This is a genomic window from Prauserella flavalba (genome assembly GCF_003202235.1).
In the GTDB taxonomy this organism is placed as follows: Bacteria; Actinomycetota; Actinomycetes; order Mycobacteriales; family Pseudonocardiaceae; genus Prauserella_A; species Prauserella_A flavalba.
The window spans coordinates 379,132-395,949 of sequence record NZ_MASU01000006.1; the positions used below are offsets into that span (position 1 = coordinate 379,132).

13 protein-coding genes are annotated in these 16,818 nt (G+C 68.6%); 10 read left to right on the top strand and 3 right to left on the bottom strand.

The genetic code is table 11. The features are described from left to right. Both BA062_RS17855 and BA062_RS17860 read left to right on the top strand, forming a co-directional pair. Positions 1 to 1,122, top strand: coding sequence for an HNH endonuclease signature motif containing protein (locus tag BA062_RS17855; protein ID WP_168214005.1), 1,122 nt, complete (start codon positions 1 to 3; stop codon positions 1,120 to 1,122). A 36-nt stretch (positions 1,123 to 1,158) separates the two neighbouring features. Further along, positions 1,159 to 2,007: an SAM-dependent methyltransferase gene (locus BA062_RS17860; RefSeq protein WP_110338052.1), complete on the top strand. Its 849-nt coding sequence runs from the start codon at positions 1,159 to 1,161 to the stop codon at positions 2,005 to 2,007. 82 nt (positions 2,008 to 2,089) lie between these two features. Here BA062_RS17860 and BA062_RS17865 read toward each other — a convergent pair whose 3' ends face one another. Further along, positions 2,090 to 2,845, bottom strand: a complete 756-nt coding sequence (locus BA062_RS17865) for an SDR family NAD(P)-dependent oxidoreductase (RefSeq protein WP_110338054.1) — start codon at positions 2,843 to 2,845, stop codon at positions 2,090 to 2,092. A gap of 148 nt (positions 2,846 to 2,993) precedes the next feature. Between BA062_RS17865 and BA062_RS17870 the strand changes: the two genes are divergently transcribed. The 3 genes from BA062_RS17870 to BA062_RS17880 all read left to right on the top strand — a co-directional run bounded on the left by BA062_RS17870 (position 2,994) and on the right by BA062_RS17880 (position 8,829). After that, positions 2,994 to 3,467: a GNAT family N-acetyltransferase gene (locus BA062_RS17870; protein ID WP_245959873.1), complete on the top strand. Its 474-nt coding sequence runs from the start codon at positions 2,994 to 2,996 to the stop codon at positions 3,465 to 3,467. A 120-nt stretch (positions 3,468 to 3,587) separates the two neighbouring features. Further along, positions 3,588 to 4,040: a response regulator gene (locus BA062_RS17875; protein ID WP_168214006.1), complete on the top strand. Its 453-nt coding sequence runs from the start codon at positions 3,588 to 3,590 to the stop codon at positions 4,038 to 4,040. Between the two features lie 28 nt (positions 4,041 to 4,068). Next, positions 4,069 to 8,829 carry a HAMP domain-containing protein gene (locus tag BA062_RS17880; RefSeq protein WP_110338060.1) on the top strand — a complete coding sequence of 1,587 codons (4,761 nt, stop codon included), beginning with the start codon at positions 4,069 to 4,071 and terminating at the stop codon, positions 8,827 to 8,829. A 147-nt stretch (positions 8,830 to 8,976) separates the two neighbouring features. Here BA062_RS17880 and BA062_RS17885 read toward each other — a convergent pair whose 3' ends face one another. Beyond that, positions 8,977 to 10,173, bottom strand: coding sequence for a nucleotide disphospho-sugar-binding domain-containing protein (locus BA062_RS17885; RefSeq protein ID WP_110338062.1), 1,197 nt, complete (start codon positions 10,171 to 10,173; stop codon positions 8,977 to 8,979). Positions 10,174 to 10,222: 49 nt separating this feature from the next. Continuing rightward, the gene (locus BA062_RS17890; protein ID WP_245959874.1) at positions 10,223 to 12,043 is read right to left on the bottom strand and encodes a sigma-54-dependent Fis family transcriptional regulator; all 1,821 of its coding nucleotides are present in this window, start codon (positions 12,041 to 12,043) and stop codon (positions 10,223 to 10,225) included. Between the two features lie 144 nt (positions 12,044 to 12,187). Here BA062_RS17890 and BA062_RS17895 point away from each other — a divergent pair, with 144 nt between their 5' ends. The 5 genes from BA062_RS17895 to mimD all read left to right on the top strand — a co-directional run bounded on the left by BA062_RS17895 (position 12,188) and on the right by mimD (position 16,817). Next, positions 12,188 to 12,445, top strand: a complete 258-nt coding sequence (locus BA062_RS17895) for a hypothetical protein (protein ID WP_110338064.1) — start codon at positions 12,188 to 12,190, stop codon at positions 12,443 to 12,445. Positions 12,446 to 12,543: 98 nt separating this feature from the next. Next, positions 12,544 to 14,205: a ferritin family protein gene (locus tag BA062_RS17900; RefSeq protein ID WP_110338066.1), complete on the top strand. Its 1,662-nt coding sequence runs from the start codon at positions 12,544 to 12,546 to the stop codon at positions 14,203 to 14,205. 28 nt (positions 14,206 to 14,233) lie between these two features. Next, on the top strand, positions 14,234 to 15,283 hold the full coding sequence (locus tag BA062_RS17905) for an FAD-binding oxidoreductase (RefSeq protein WP_110338068.1): 1,050 nt from the start codon (positions 14,234 to 14,236) through the stop codon (positions 15,281 to 15,283). Continuing rightward, complete coding sequence (locus BA062_RS17910; RefSeq protein WP_110338070.1) at positions 15,280 to 16,449, top strand: ferritin family protein; 1,170 nt, start codon at positions 15,280 to 15,282, stop codon at positions 16,447 to 16,449. Before BA062_RS17905 ends, BA062_RS17910 begins: the two co-directional genes overlap by 4 nt. After that, the gene (mimD, locus tag BA062_RS17915; RefSeq protein ID WP_110338072.1) at positions 16,446 to 16,817 is read left to right on the top strand and encodes a propane 2-monooxygenase effector subunit MimD; all 372 of its coding nucleotides are present in this window, start codon (positions 16,446 to 16,448) and stop codon (positions 16,815 to 16,817) included. The genes BA062_RS17910 and mimD overlap by 4 nt, the downstream gene beginning before the upstream one ends. Position 16,818: the final 1 nt, after the last annotated feature.

Consider the following 16,818-nt stretch of genomic DNA (forward strand, 5'->3'; position numbering starts at 1 on the left):
ATGGGGGAAATCACCGAAATAATCGCGCTCGAACGACAACGCGCGAGAACCGAAGCATTGCAGTACCAGGCCATAGCCGCGCTCGCCGAGCAACGGGACGACGTTGCCGAGGAGCTGGCGCTGGTCCTGTCCGTCACCGTCCACAAAGCACAGAGGATGGTCGCGCTCGCGATCATGCTCGCCCATCGGCTACCGGCGACCTTCGCCGCGATGAGGCGTGGAGACATCGACTCGGCCAAGGCCACTGCCATCGCCGAGCCGACCGCGTCGCTGAGCGACGAGCACGCCCGGCAGGTCGACGCGCTGATGGCTGAACGCTTGGAAGGAAAGAACCCCGGGCAGCTGCGCCGAGCCGTCGCACGGCTGGTGCACAGGGTCGATCCCGACGGCGCGGCGGCCCGGGCACAGGCCCGGCGCCGCGAGCGAAAGGTCGAGCTGCTGCCCGGCTACGACAGCATGTCCACGCTTGTCGCGGACCTGCCCGCCGAGGCCGCATCGGCCGCCTACGCCCGGGTGGACCGCCTCGCCCGCCAGCTCCGCGGCCGCGACGAACCCCGCACGCTCGACCAGCTGCGGGCCGACGTCCTCGCCGATCTCCTCCTCGACTCGCCCGGTGGTGGCGGTGCGAAAGCGGAGATCTTCGTCTACGTCGACGCCAAGACCCTCGCCGGAGCCGACGATCAGCCCGCCGAGCTCGCCGGGTACGGGCCCATCCCCGGATGGCTCGCGCGGCAGATCGCCCACGACCCCGGCTCCACCTGGCGGCGCATCGTCACCGACCCGCTCAATGGCCAGCCCATCGACGTGGGGCGGCAGCGTTACCGGCCTCCCGCTGCCACCGACCGGTTCGTGCGGGTGCGCGACCGCGAATGCCGTTTTCCCGGATGCCATCGGCCCGCCCAGCTCGGCGACAACGACCACCACACCCCGTGGGACCACCACGGTCACACCGACACCGACCAGCTCATCAACTACTGCCGCCGGCACCACCGGCTCAAAGACAAAACCGGCTGGCGCTACGACCTCGACATCGAGACCGGAGTCCTGACCGTCACCACACCCTCAGGGATGCGTTACCACAGCACACCGGATGCGTTGGCTGATCATACCTCGATAGGGTGATCACCGAGGGGGCGCCGGACGCAACGAGGAGAGCGCATGTCGCAGAACGAGCCCGATTTCGCGCCAGAAGGCGTGGATCTCGACCGCCCGAATCCCGCGCGGATCTACGACTGGTACCTCGGGGGCACCACCAACTGGGCCATCGACCGCGAGTTCGGGGCGAAGGCCGTCGAGACGTTCCCGATGGTGCGGACGTTGGCGAGGGTGGGCAGGGAATTCCTCGGCCGGGGCGTGCAGTTCATCGCCAAGCAGGGCGTGACCCAGTTCCTCGACCTCGGCTCCGGGGTTCCGACCGCGGGCAACGTGCACGAGATCGCCGACTCGGTGAACGCGCGCAGCCGGTGCGTCTACGTCGACAACGAGCCCGTGGCGGTCGCGCACTCTCGCGTCCTGCTGGAGCGGGAGGGTGACCTGACGCGGCACGCGGTGCTACACGGTGATCTGCGCAAGGTGGAGGACATCTGGGAGCGCGCGATGGACACGGGCGTGCTCAACCCGACGCAGCCGATCGGGCTGATCATGTCGGGGGTCCTGTACTTCTTCGGGCCCGACGACGATCCGCACGGCATCGTGGCGCGGTACCGCGACCTGCTGCCGTCCGGCTCGTACCTGCTGGCGTCGCACATGACGGTGGACGGCGTGCCGGAGGAGGGCGAGGTCAAGCGCGAAGAGGTGCGCAAGCAGTACGAGCGATCCAGTTCGCAACTCTTCGTGCGCAGCAGGGAAGAGGTGACCCGCTTCTTCGACGGCTTCGAGCTGGTCGACCCGGGCGTGGTGTGGATTCCGCAGTGGAGGCCGGATGAGCGGCCCTCCCCGGCGACGGAGGAGTACCGCGACAACCCGGCAGCGAGCAGCGCGTTCGCCGCACTGGGCAAGAAGCCCTGAGGCTCTGCGGCTCACGCCCTCCGTTGACGCCGGCGCGGCGCCGTACGAGCCCGTGGGCTCGTGCCGGCGTCGCGCGCGTAGTTCACTGGGCCGCGTAGCCCCCGTCTACGAGGTGATAGCTGCCGGTGATGAAGGTAGCCGCGTCGCTGGACAGGAAGGCGACCAGTCCGGCGACCTCCTCGGGTGTGCCGAGCCTGCCGATCGCGTGCTTCGCGGCGAGCGCCGCCTTGGTCTCCTGATCGAGATTGGCCTCCAGCAGCGGCGTGGTGATGAAACCGGGGCCGACGGCCGTGACGCGCACACCCTGGTCGGCGTACTCCAGCGCGGCGTTCTTGGTGAGTCCCAGCAGCGCGTGCTTGGTGGTCACGTAGGCCGACGAGGTGGGGTAGCCGACGCTGCCCAGTACCGAGGCCATGTTCACGATGGCGCCGCCGCCGTTGGCCGCGATCGCGGGCACCTGCTCGCGCAGCGCATAGAACACGGCGTCGAGGTTCACCGAGAGCACTCGGCGCCAGTCGTCGGGCGAGACCTCCGCGGTCGGCTTCGCCTCTCCGCTGACACCCGCGTTGTTGACGGCGATGCGCAGCGGAGCCAGCTCCTGGGCGGCGATGATGCTGCGCCGCACGGTGTCGAGGTCACTGACGTCGCCGACGAAGGGCGCGGCCTTGCCGCCCTTGGCGACGATCTCGTCCGCCACCCCCTTGGCGAGGGCCTCGTTGAGGTCGAACACGAGCACCGCGGCGCCGCTGGCCGCGAGTTCCTGCGCCACCGCCCTGCCGATACCGGACCCGCCGCCGGTCACGATCGCGGACCGGTCCGCCACGTCGTAGACAGCCATTGAACTGCTCCGTTTCTTGCTGGTGGGTACACCAGTATTTTAGTTCAACTTTATATTTCTTGCCTGCGAGCGACTCGTAGATCACAGTGGTGGACAGGCCTCTGCCAGCTAATCTGGCGTCGTACACGTACGCATCCCGGGAGGCTCGTTGTCCGGCTTTCGGCTGATGTCCACCTCGCTGACCGGTCCGGTGACCCGGAGTCTCATTCACGAGCTGAACGCCGAGCTCGCGGCGGCGTATCCCGAGGAGGGCGCGAACCACTTCCGGCTCGATCCCGATGAGGTCGGCCCAGGTAGGGGCGCGTTCATCGTGGCGACCGACGATCGGACGGGCATGCCGCTCGGCTGCGGTGCCGTCCGGCTGCTGGAGCCGGAACTAGCGGAGATCAAGCGGATGTACGTGCGGCCCTCGGCGCGGGGGCGAGGAGTCAGTCGTGGACTGCTGACGGAGCTGGAGAAACGTGCCGTCGCACTCGGAGCCCGGCGGCTCGTGCTCGAGACCGGCACGCGGCAGGCCCCCGCGATCGGTCTGTACTTGAGCTCTGGCTTCAGCGACATCGAGCACTACGGCGAGTACGTCGGTTCCCCGCTCAGCCGGTGTATGGCGAAAGCCCTCGTCTGACGGGCTCCCCCTGGGCGCGAAGGCTCGCCACCGCGTCCCGGCCCGCTTAGACTTCGTCTCCTACGCGTCTCCCCGAGAAAGCGATGGGTCGCGCACGAGTGCAGCCGGGAGGTGATGCGCGTGTCATCCTCACCTGCCGAATCGCCCTCTCCGGAACCCGCACAGGTGCGGCTGCTCCTGGTCGAGGACCACTCCATGGTCGCGATGGCGCTCGGGTCGGCCTTCGAAGCGGTCGACGATATCGAGCTCATCGGCCACGTGGCGTCCATCAAGCAGGCGGTCGCCGCGATCGAGCGTGAACGACCCGACGTGGTGCTGCTGGACCGCAGGCTGCCGGACGGCGACGGGATCGACGCGATCGGCAGCCTGCGCGACCGGTCACCGGAGAGCCGGGTGCTGGTTTTCACCGGCGTCGCCGACCGGGAGGTCGCCGACCGCGTGGCCGAGGCAGGGGGTGCCGGGCTGTTGCTGAAGGCCGGGCTGCTGGAGGACCTGCTCGACACGATTCGTCGGGTGGCCGCCGGGCAGCAGGTCTTCGACGTCGACTCACCGGGGTGGCCGGGAGGCCGATAGCCGCACTGGCGTGAAGGAAGAGGCGCAGATGGCTCAGCGATCGCCCGGACAGGCCCAGCCGGCCAGGGACAAGGTGGCACACGACAACGAGCGGCTCCAGCAGCTGTTGGACGGGCTCAAGGCCGTGCGCGACGGAGACTTCAGCACCAGGCTCCCGCAGGTCGGCGACGTATTGCTCGACGAGATCTCGACCGTGTTCAACGGCATGGTCGACCAGCTTTCGCTGTTCACCTCGGAGGTCACGCGCGTGGCGCGCGAGGTCGGTACGGACGGCAAGCTCGGGGGTCAGGCGGCGATCCCGGGAGTGTCCGGTACGTGGAAGGACCTGACCGAGTCCGTCAACGCGATGGCCAGCAACCTCACCGCGCAGGTGCGCGACATCGCCGGCGTCGCGACCGCCGTCGCCAACGGAGACCTTTCGCAGAAGATCACCGTGCAGGTCAAAGGTGAGCTGCTGGAGTTGAAGAACACGATCAACACGATGGTGGACCAGTTGTCGTCGTTCGCCGACGAGGTGACGCGGGTGGCGCGCGAGGTCGGCAGCGAGGGCAGGCTCGGTGGGCAGGCCGAGGTGCACGGCGTGGCCGGGACGTGGCGGGATCTGACGACGTCGGTGAACTTCATGGCGGGGAACCTGACGGCGCAGGTGCGCTCCATCGCCGAGGTCACCACCGCGGTGGCGCGAGGCGACCTTTCGCAGAAGATCACGGTCGACGCCCGGGGCGAGATCCTCGAGCTGAAGAACACGATCAACACGATGGTGGATCAGTTATCGTCGTTCGCCGACGAGGTGACGCGGGTGGCGCGCGAGGTCGGCACCGAGGGCGCGCTCGGTGGACAGGCCCAGGTGCCGGGCGTCGCGGGGACGTGGCGGGATCTGACGACGTCGGTGAACTTCATGGCGGGGAACCTGACGGCGCAGGTGCGCTCCATCGCCCAGGTCGCCACCGCGGTGGCACGGGGCGACCTTTCGCAGAAGATCACGGTCGACGCCCGGGGCGAGATCCTCGAGCTGAAGAACACGATCAACACGATGGTGGATCAGTTGTCGTCGTTCGCGGATGAGGTGACGCGGGTGGCGCGGGAGGTCGGTACGGAGGGCCGGCTGGGTGGTCAGGCGGATGTGAAGGGTGTGTCGGGTACGTGGAAGGGCCTGACGGAGTCGGTGAACGTGATGGCCGACAACCTGACCGACCAGGTGCGTTCCATCGCCGAGGTCACCACGTCCGTGGCGCGGGGTGACCTTTCGCAGAAGATCACCGTGGATGCGCGGGGCGAGATTCTGGAGTTGAAGAACACGATCAACACAATGGTGGATCAGTTGTCGTCGTTCGCGGATGAGGTGACGCGGGTGGCGCGGGAGGTCGGTACGGAGGGCCGGCTGGGTGGTCAGGCGGATGTGAAGGGTGTGTCGGGTACGTGGAAGGGCCTGACGGAGTCGGTGAACGTGATGGCCGACAACCTGACCGACCAGGTGCGCTCCATCGCCGAGGTCACCACGTCCGTGGCGCGGGGTGACCTTTCGCAGAAGATCACCGTGGATGCGCGGGGCGAGATTCTGGAGTTGAAGAACACGATCAACACAATGGTGGATCAGTTGTCGTCGTTCGCGGATGAGGTGACGCGGGTGGCGCGGGAGGTCGGTACGGAGGGCCGGCTGGGTGGTCAGGCGGATGTGAAGGGTGTGTCGGGTACGTGGAAGGGCCTGACGGAGTCGGTGAACGTGATGGCCGACAACCTGACCGACCAGGTGCGCTCCATCGCCCAGGTCGCCACCGCCGTGGCGCGGGGTGACCTCTCCCAGAAGATCACCGTCGAGGCCAAGGGCGAGGTCGCGGCGCTGGCGCAGACCATCAACACGATGGTCGACACGCTCTCCGCGTTCGCCGACGAGGTCACGCGCGTCGCCCGCGAGGTCGGCACCGAGGGCATTCTCGGCGGCCAGGCCCGCGTGGCGAACGTCGCCGGCACGTGGAAGGACCTCACCGACAACGTCAACTCGATGGCGAACAACCTCACCGGCCAGGTCCGCTCGATCGCCCAGGTGACCACCGCGGTGGCGCGTGGGGACCTCTCGCAGAAGATCGACGTGGACGCCCGCGGCGAGATCCTGGAGCTGAAGACGACCATCAACACGATGGTCGACACGCTGTCGTCGTTCGCCGCCGAGGTCACGCGCGTGGCCCGCGAGGTCGGCAAGGAAGGCCAGCTGGGTGGCCAGGCCGAGGTGGAGGGCGTCTCGGGCACCTGGAAGCGGCTGACCGAGAACGTCAACGAGCTCGCCGAGAACCTGACCCGCCAGGTGCGGGCCATTGCCGAGGTCACCAGCGCCGTCGCGACCGGAGATCTCACGCGGTCGATTTCCGTCGAGGCCAAGGGCGAGGTGTCCGAGCTCAAGGACAACATCAACGCGATGGTGCAGTCGCTGCGCGAGACCACGCGGGCCAACCAGGATCAGGACTGGCTCAACACCAACCTCGCACGGATCTCCGGGCTCCTGCAGGGACACCGCGACATGCGGGCCGTCACCCAGCTGATCATGAACGAGCTGACGCCGCTCGTCGGCGCGCAGTACGGCACGTTCTTCCTGATGGATCCCGGCGAGTACGGCTCGAAGCTGCGGCTCATCGCGAGCTACGGTCGCGTCGCCGACGGTTCGGCTCCGCTGGAGTTCGATCTCGGCCAGTCGCTCATCGGCCAGGTGGCGCACACCCGAAGACCGCTCGTGGTCGACCAGACCCCGCCCGGCTACGTGCGCATCTCCTCCAGCCTCGGCGAAGCCCCTCCGGTGAACCTCATCGTGCTGCCGATCCTGTTCGAGGACCAGGTGCTCGGCGTCATCGAGCTCGCGTCCTTCAACCGCTTCACCCCGGTACAGCGCGATTTCCTCGAACAGCTGATGGAGTCCATCGGCGTCAACGTCAACACGATCATCGCCAACGGCCGCACCGACGCGCTGCTGGAGGAGTCGCAGCGGCTGGCGGGTGAGCTGCAGGCCCGCTCGGAGGAACTGCAGGCACAGCAGGTGAAGCTGCGGCAGTCCAACGCCGAACTGGAGGAGAAGGCCGAGCTGCTGGCCCAGCAGAACCGCGACATCGAGGTGAAGAACTTCGAGATCGAGCAGGCGCGGCAGGAGATCGAGGAACGCGCGCAGCAGCTCGCACTCGCGTCGAAGTACAAGTCCGAGTTCCTCGCCAACATGTCGCACGAGCTGCGCACACCGCTGACGAGCCTGCTAATCCTCGCCGGGGTGCTGGCGCAGAACTCGACGCAGAACCTGACGCCGAAGCAGGTCGAGTTCGCCAAGGTGATCGAGTCCGCGGGCACCGACCTGCTGCAGCTCATCAACGACATCCTCGACCTCTCGAAGGTCGAGGCCGGGAAGATGGACATCCATCCCGAGCTGGTGCCGCTGCCGCAGCTGCTGGCCTACGTGCAGACGACCTTCCGCCCGCTCACCGCGGACAGGGGCCTGGAGTTCGACGTCATCGTCGACCCCGGCGTGCCGGAGCAGCTCTACACCGACGAGCAGCGCCTGCGGCAGGTGCTGCGCAACCTGCTGTCCAACGCGGTCAAGTTCACCGAGCGCGGCCGCGTCGAGCTGCGGGTGCGGCTGGAGAACGCCGAGTCGAACGGGCAGGAGCCGCACGTCGCGTTCTCGGTGATCGACACCGGGATCGGCATCGCGCAGGAGAACCTGAGCACGATCTTCAGCGCGTTTCAGCAGGCCGACGGGACCACCAGCAGGCGCTACGGCGGGACCGGGCTCGGGTTGTCGATCAGCCGTCAGGTCGCGAACCTGCTCGGCGGTGAGCTGAGGGCGGAAAGCCAGCTGGGCAAGGGCAGTACGTTCACGCTGCACCTGCCCGTCACGCCGAGGTTCGAGCTGGGGGCGGAGCCGAGGACGCGGCTGGAGATCGAGGGGGGCTCCGGGGTGCTCGTGCTGGAGGCCGACGAGGACCGGCTGCTCACGCTGCTCGTGCGTGGGTTCGCCGCCGACCTGCCCGGCTACGGCGACGCGCTGCGCATCGACTCGGTGGTGACGCCCGACGAGGCCGTCGAGGCGCTGTCGAACCGGTCGTACCAGTTCGTGGTGCTCGACGCGAGCCTTCCCGGCGCGGCCGCGCTCACGTTCCTGCAGCGGCTCGGCGAGGGCGGCGACCGGGCGACCGTGCCGGTGCTGGCGCATCCGACGCGCAAGCTCAGTCCGGCGCAGACGCGGCTGCTCGAGGCCAGGGCGCGCAACCAGCCCGTGGAGCTGCTGTCGTCGATGGACGAGCTGAGAGAGCGGTTCACCATGCTGCTTTCGCAGGCGGCGACCGCGGAGGCCGCGGAGACCGCGGAGACCGCCGCACCGGCGTCCGTCGCGGAGCCGGAGCCGGAGCCCGCCGCCGACGGTGGCGGACTGTCGGGCCTGCACGGGCGCAAGGTGCTGCTCATCGACGACGACGCCCGTAACGTGCTCGCGATCGCGGAGATGCTGAAGCTGTACGGGATCTCCGTGAGTCACGCGCCGAACGGGCGCAAGGGCATCGAGGCGCTGCGGCAGAGCCCGGACGTCGATCTCATCCTGATGGACGTGATGATGCCGGAGATGGACGGCTACGCCACGACGGCGGCGATCCGCAAGATGTCGAACTTCGTGAGCCTGCCGATCATCATGGTCACCGCCAAGGCGATGGCGGGTGACCGGGAGAAGAGCCTCGCGTCGGGGGCGAGCGACTACGTGACCAAGCCCGTCGACCCCGACGAGCTGCTGGCCTGCATCAGCCGCTGGCTCAGCGACTGAGCTCGACCCGGACAACCGCAGTGAAGGCCACCTTGCCTGCGTTGATCGAACGCAGGGGCGCGCAGCGTCTCCGTGTGGGTGGTGGTGGGAGACAGGTGGGCGCAGTGAAGGCCACCTTGCCTGCGGTCAACGCAGTGAAGGTGGCCTTCACTGCGTGGTGGTGAGCTGGTTCGCCACGGCGTCCGGTGAGGGCATCGCCGCGATCTCGCGTTGTACCTCGGCGGCGGCGTTCGCGAGCGTGGGATCTGTGACGAGCGTGGTGAGCAGCGCCGGGGTGACGTCCTTCGCCGCGGCGGCGAGGCCGGCTCCCCGCGCGGCGACGAGCCGTGCGTGCCGTGCCCGGTCGCCCGCGCCGGGCTCGATGAGCTGCGGCACGCCCGCCGCGAGTGCCGCGAGCAGGGTGCCGGCGCCGCCGTGGTGGACGATCGCGGAGCACGTCGGCAGGACCTCGGGGATCGGGATCCAGCCGGTGACGCGCACGTTGGGTGGCAGCGGTGTGCGGGCCAGCCGCTCCGGCGGGCGGACCAGGACGAACTCGGCGTCGACGTGTGCGGCCGCCCTGGCGACGGCCGCCATCGTCCTCGCCCCTCCCGGACCGGCGACCGTGCTGCGGCTGACGAGGACCCTCGGCAGGTCCGGACGGCGCCGGAGCTCCTCCGGCACCGGGCCCTCGCCGCTGAAGGGAACCGGGCGCAGCGGCAGCTCCGCGATCGATGTGAGGCCAACGCCACCTTCGGCGCGGCAACGCCGGCCCTGGGGCCGGTCGGCGGGAGTGTGCTCCGGCTCCACGCAAACGGGAGTAAAGCTCCCTTGCTCCCCGAAGGCGGCCAGGCTGGGTGGGGCGGTGCGCAGGACGGCGGAGGGCGGGGGCGGCGAGTGGCCCATTCGCGACACCGTCGCCGCCGTCAGCTCGGCACCGTCGTAGAGGGACGTGTCGTGCACGATCGAGGGAACCCCCTGCCGGGCGGCCGCGAGCGCAGCGGCGGCGGCGAGCGGTTCGTGCACCACCAGGTCCGGTTTCCAGCCGCGCGCCACCGACAGCACCTCGCCCAGCATGCGCTCGCCCACGGCGGCGAAGAGGCGCGAGACGAACTCCAGTCCGCCCTCACCCGCGGCCTCGGCTCTCGCCAGCCGCGGACGCGTGAGGGCGATCCGCAGCGCCGAGCGCCCGAACCGGACGGACGAGCCCACCTCGGCGACGTCCACGCCGGCGTCGCGCACCGCCAGCGCCGGACCGCCGGTGGCCACCAGCACGTCATGCCCGGCAGCGCGCAGCGCACGCGCCAGCGGCACCAGGGGGAAGGCGTGCCCGAGCAGAGGCGCGGACACCAGCAGCACACGCATGACACCGAGGGTACTACGGATGTAGTAAAAACACTACGGAAGTAGTGGTTCAGCGGTCGGGGACCACGATCCCGTACTCGTGGATCTTGCGGTAGATCGTGGCGCGCGAGATGCCGAGCAGCTTCGCGGCCCTCGCCTTGTTGCCGTCGGCGTCCTCGAGCCCGCGCACGATCGCGTCCCGCTCCACCGTCTCGAACCGGTTCAGCGGCCTGCGCGTGATCGTGTGGTACTCGGCCGGCAGGTCGCTCGGCTGGATCGACCCCGTGCGGCGGCGCTTCGCCACCTGCTTGAGCACGCGGTACAGCTGCGCGGTGTTGCCCGGCCAGTCCGCGCGCATCAGCAGGTGCATCGCCGCGGGCGAGCACGTCAGGTGCCCGCCGTGGGAGAGCCTGCTCAGCAACAGCGGCACAAGCTCGCTCAGGTCCTCGACGTGGCGGCGCAGCGGCGGCACGGTGACGGTCCGCGGGAACAGCCGCAGCAACCCCGCCAGCTCCGGCTTCGACTCCGACTCGGGATCCAGCGTGATCGTCACCCACGGAGCGTTCACGCCGTAGCGCGAACGGACCTCGTCCAGCACGGTCACCAGCGTGTCCAGGTCGCCCTCGGCGAGCCGGTCGGCGTGCCGGACGACGAGCGTGTCCACCGGGTCGTCGAGCAGCTCCCGGCGCAGGTCCTCCTCCCACCCCGGCCCGGCGTGCCCGGCGTCGAGCGTGTGCAGCCTGCCCGCGGGGTTGCGCCGCAGGTGCACGCCACGCGCGAGCGTCGCCCTGCCGGTGCCCGGCTCGCCCGCGAGCGCGAGCCAGTCGCCGCGCCCGTACCCGGCGTCGACGTCGTGGGCGCAGCGCAACCACGGCGGGGCCGAGCCGACCACGCCGGGCAGGAACATCGGCAGCATCGGCAGGCTTACTCCTGCGCGCTCGTCGTCGGCGTCGAGCAGCTTCACCGACAGCACCCCGCCGGCGGTGTTGCCCTCGCGGTGCCCCGGCACGCGCCTGCAGTACAGCTTCACCTTGCCGCCGCTGGTCAGCGACACCGTCGCCGTCGCCCTGCGCGCCTGCGCGAGCTCCTGCGCCGCACGCCCCAGCAGCACCGACTGGTCGGCCGGATCGAGCAGCTGCCGCGCACCGTCGTTCATCATCACCACGTCGTCGTTGAACGCGAGCACGACGCCCGTGGTCCGCCTGCACGCCTGCAGGTACGCCTGGAACAGCACCAGCTCCCGCAGGTTGCTGTGGGTCAGCAGCGCCTGCCGGATCTGCTCCGCCGTCGTCCGCGCGAGCGCCACCAGCAGCCCGCCCGCGTCCTTGCGCCAGCACGTGAGGTCCACCGCGCCGATCGTCTTGCCCGAGATCGGATGCTGGATGGGCACGCCCGCGCACGCCAGGTTCTCGAGGTTCTCCGCGTAGTGCTCGTGGCCGAAGACGTGGGTGGGCCTGCCGTCCTCCAGCGCCGTGCCGATGCCGTTAGTGCCGACGAACCGTTCGCCGTAGCTGAATCCGGGGGCCAGCTCCACGCTCTCCAGGTGCCGGTGCAGGTCCGTGTCACCCGTGCGCTGCGAGAGCACCACCCCGGTCTGGTCGGTGAGGATCAGGCTGATCGGCTGCCCCTCCAGCTGGTCGCCGAGCCGTTCCAGCACCGGCGCGGCCCCCCGGATCAGCGGCGTGTCGAGGTCCTGGTCGGCCACATAGGGCAGGTCGATGTGGTCGGCGGGCACCCGGAACTCCTTCGAGCGCCACCACGACGCGAGGATCGCCTCCCGCACCTGGTCGGCCTCGACGGTCTCGGAGGTGAGGAATTTGACCCTCGTGCGGGCCAGCCCCTCGTCGTCGGGCAGGACCGGGACACGGGCTGGGGGCGCGATGTTCACCACGGTGACCTCCTCCGCCACACCGTTGTGCCGCGCGTTCCAGCGTAGGTGAGCGGCCCCTGAACCGGTGTCTCAAATTGAGACACGCCACCGCGGTCGAACGGGGTTTCCATAGGAGGTCAGGCACCCGCGCGGAGGTGTTGTGCCATGACGGATCCCGCACCGTCGAGCGAGACCTACAACCCGTGGACCGTGGTGAACGTCGTGTTCCACCACCTCGTCGCCGAGGGCCTGCACCCGACGCTCGGGGAGAGTGGCCACCCGGGAGAGCCGGCCGCCGAACTGTTGCGCGCCCTGGGCATCCGTCCCGCGGCCGAAGGCAACAACCGAATCAACGACGACATTCAGCGGCAGTTGGCCGACCTGCGTTCGACGATGCTGGATCAGCCGGACGAACAGCACTGAAAAAGGATTTCCGTGCTGTCTCATATTGAGACCCGCGACGGGCTCGTTCCGGCTTGTAATCGTCGGCGTAGGACGTGTGCCCACGCAAGGAGTGATCAATGAGCCGCCAGAGCGTGGCGAAAGCCCACCAGAAGATCCAGGAGCTTTCCTGGGAGCCGGCGTATCACGAGCCGGTATCGCAGTACGGAACGGACTACACGTTCCGGAAGGCCAAGAAGAAGGACCCACTCAAGCAGGTTCTTCGGTCCTACTTCCCCATGCAGGAGGAAAAAGACCACCGCGTGTACGGCGCGGAGGACGGCGCGATTCGCGGGAACATGTTCCGTCAGGTCCAGGAGCGGTGGCTGGAATGGCAGAAATTGTTCCTCAGCATCATTCCGCTGCCGGAGATCTCCGCGGCCCGCGCCATGCCGCTGCTGTTCCGGACGGTGCCGAACCCGGAGCTGCACAACGGCCAGGCCATCCAGATGATCGACGAGGTCAGGCACTCGACGATCCAGCAGAACCTCAAGCGCCTGTACATGCAGAATTACATCGACCCGGCCGGCTTCAACTCGAGCCTGCGCAACTTCCAGAACGACTACTGCGGCACGATCGGCCGCCAGTTCGCGGAGGGCTTCATCACCGGTGACGCCATCACCGCCGCGAGCATCTACCTGACGATCGTGGCCGAGACGGCGTTCACCAACACGTTGTTCGTCGCCATGCCCGCGGAGGCCGCCGCCAACGGGGACTACCTGCTGCCCACGGTGTTCCACTCCGTGCAGTCCGACGAGTCGCGGCACATCAGCAACGGCTACGCGACCCTGCTGATGGCGCTGTCCGACGAAGGCAACCACCAGCTCCTCGAACGCGACCTGCGGTACGCGTGGTGGAACAACCACGCCGTCGTCGACGCCGCGATCGGCACGTTCATCGAGTACGGCACCAAGGACCGCCGCAAGGACCGCGAGAGCTACGCGGAGATGTGGCGCCGGTGGATCTACGACGACTACTACCGCAGCTACCTCGTTCCGCTGGAGAAGTACGGCCTCGTGATCCCGCACGACCTGATCGAGGAGGCGTGGAACCGGATCTGGAACAAGGGTTACGTGCACGAGGTGGCGCAGTTCTTCGCCACGGGCTGGCTGGCCAACTACTGGCGGATCGACCCGATGACCGACGAGGACTTCGAGTGGTTCGAGCACAAGTACCCGGGCTGGTACGACAAGTACGGGAAGTGGTGGGAGAACTACAACCGCCTGTCCGTGCCGAACGGGCACCACCCGATCGTCGCCGAGGACGTCGACTACGTGTACCCGCACCGGTGCTGGACGTGCATGGTGCCGTGCCTCATCCGCGAGGACATGGTCATGGACAAGGTCGACGGGCAGTGGCGGACCTACTGCTCCGAGCCGTGCCGCTGGACCGACGCCGAGGCGTTCCGGCCGGTCTACCAGGGCCGCCAGACGCCGAACATGGGCCAGCTCGTCGGCGCCCGCGAGTGGGAAACGCTCTACCACGGCTGGAACTGGGCCGACGTGGTGTCGGACATGGGCTTCGTCCGCGACGACGGCAAGACGATGGTCGCCCAGCCGCACCTCGACCTCGACCCGAAGAAGATGTGGACGCTCGACCACCTGCGCCGCATGCCCGAGGTGCAGAGCCCGAACGTGCTGCTCAACCAGATGTCCGACGACGAGAGGGCCGCCTTCCAGGCCGACTACAACCGCCAGGGTCCCGCGGGGCGTCCAGCACCCGCACAGCCGGCGCAGGGCTGACGGCGCGCCGGGTCGTGGTGAGGCAGCCATGGGAGACAAGCATCTGGTGCGCTTCGAGCCGGTGGGCATCGAGATCGAGGCCGACGAGGAGCAGACGATCCTCCGCGCGGCGGCCGAGCAGGGCGTCATGCTCATGCACGGCTGCAAGGAGGGTCAGTGCGCCTCATGCAAGTCCTTCATCCTCGACGGCGACGACGTCGAGCACGATCGCTACTCCACGTTCGCGTTGCCCGACTTCGAGAAGGAGGAGGGTTTCACGCTGCTGTGCAGGGCACACGCGTACGAGGACCTGACGATCGAGCTGCTGAACTACGACGAGGAGATGATCCACTCCGGACTGCCGATCCAGCAGGCGGTGGTCGAGGTGGTGGCGAACGAGCGGGTCACGCACGACCTGCGGCACCTCGTCGTGCGCCTGGTCGAGCCGGAGACGCTGAAGTTCTTTCCCGGCCAGTACGTGGACTTCGGCATCCCCGGCACCGACGAGACCCGCTCGTTCTCCATGGCCAACACCTCCTGCCGGGACGGTGGGCTACTGGAGTTCGTCATCAAGATCTACCCCGGCGGCCTGTTCTCCGGCTTCCTGGACACCGAGGTCGCGGTCGGTGACCGGCTGGACATCAGCGGGCCGTTCGGGGTGTTCACGCTGCGCGACGCACCGGACGCGCCACTGGTCTTCGTCGGTGGCGGTGCCGGGATGGCGCCGATATTGGCGCTGCTGCGCTCGATGGCCGAGCGCGGCATCGACCGCAAGGCCACCTTCTACTACGGCGCCAGGGCGAAGCGGGACCTCTGCTTCGAGGAGGAGCTGCGCGCGCTGGAGGAGAAGCTGCCCGGATTCCGTTACGTGCCCGCGCTCTCCGAGGCCGCCGCCGACGACGGGTGGACCGGGGAGACCGGGCTGATCACCGACGTCGTGCGGCGGCTGGAGCAGAACCTCAGGGGCGCCGACGCCTACGTGTGCGGGCCCCCGCCCATGGTCGAGGCGGCACTGGAGCTGCTGCCAGAGCTGGGCGTGGCGGAGCGGCGCGTCTTCTACGACAAGTTCACGACAACCGGGGAAGGGACGACCCCATGACAACCACGCAACCACGCAGCGTGCCGAAGCCCGTCTTCACCGACGCGGAGGCGGGCGCGAAGGTGTTCCCCGACTCGGGGCTGCGCCGGTTCAACTACTTCACACCGCAGAAGCGGAAGCAGAGCCACTACGAGGACGTCACCGTCGAGGTACAGCCCGACCCGAGGCACTACCTGACGCAGGGCTGGCTCTACGCCTTCGCCGACGGCAGAGGCGGCTATCCGCTGGAGTGGACGAAGCTCAAGGCATGGGGGCAGGACCGGCCGGAGCCGGTGCGCGGGCCCGGCTCGGGCGGCAAGGGCTACGACTGGCCGGCCCACGGCTGGCACGAGTTCCGTGACCCCAACGAGGAATGGGAACTGACCCTCTACCGCTACAACGCGAACGTGGTGCGCCAGCTCAACCAGAACGTCGAGGCCGCGCGGCAGGCGAAGGCGTTCGAGCAGTGGAACCGCAACTGGGTGCACTTCGTCGCGCAGCACGTCGGCGCGTGGATGCACGTGGACCACGGCCTCGGCCTGTACCTGTTCGCCAACGCCAACCGCAGGGCGCCGACGAACATGCACAACAACGCGATCTCGGTCAACAGCATGCACCGGATCAGGGCGGCGCAGGACCTCGCGCTCTACAACCTCACCCTCTCCGAGGAGATCGAGGACTTCGACGGCACGGCGCACCTGTCGACGTGGAACGAGGACCCGGCCTGGCAGGGCGTCCGCGAGGTCTCCGAGCGGCTGACCGGCATCGACGACTGGTGCGAGGCGGTCTTCGCCGCGAACGTCGTGTTCGAACCGCTCGTCGGCGAGCTGTTCCGCAGCAACCTGGTGCAGCAGGCCGCTCCGGCCAACGGCGACTTCGTGACGCCGACGCTCATCGGCGCCGAGGAGTTCGACTACTCGGAACGCGACCTCCGGTACACGCGCGTGATGTTCGACCTGCTCGTGAACGACCGCGAGTTCGCCGACCACAACCGCGGCATCCTCCAGGAATGGCTGTCGGACTGGGTACCGCGCTGCATCACCGCCGCGCGCACGCTGCAGCCGCTGTGGTCGCAGCCCGACGCCAAGCCGCCGCGGTTCGAGGACGGTCTCGACCGTGCCAAGAGCCGCTTCGGCGGCATCCTGTCCGACCTGGGACTGCAAGCACCGAAGGAGCTGGGCCAGTGACCACGTTCAAGACCGCGGAAAGCCCGTTCAAGTCCGACAACACCGCGTCGAACAAATGCGGCTTCACGTTGATGAACAACCAGGTCGGCGTGATCGTGGCCGAGGTGATGGGCCAGAAGGACAACGTCGTCATCACCCACCTGCCCTCGATGATCCGGGTCGACGCGACCGGCCGGATGGACGTCGTCTACAGCGAGATCGACGAGGCCGCGGGCGAGGAGGAGGGCTGGTTCAACTCGGCCGAGTTCGAGGAGAGCATGTCCACCCACTACGGCCGCATGGTGCACCTCGACGACCGCACGATCATGTTCGCCAATCCCGAGGACGCCGCCGAGTACCTCGACTTCGACCTCAAACCGCTCAGCTAGG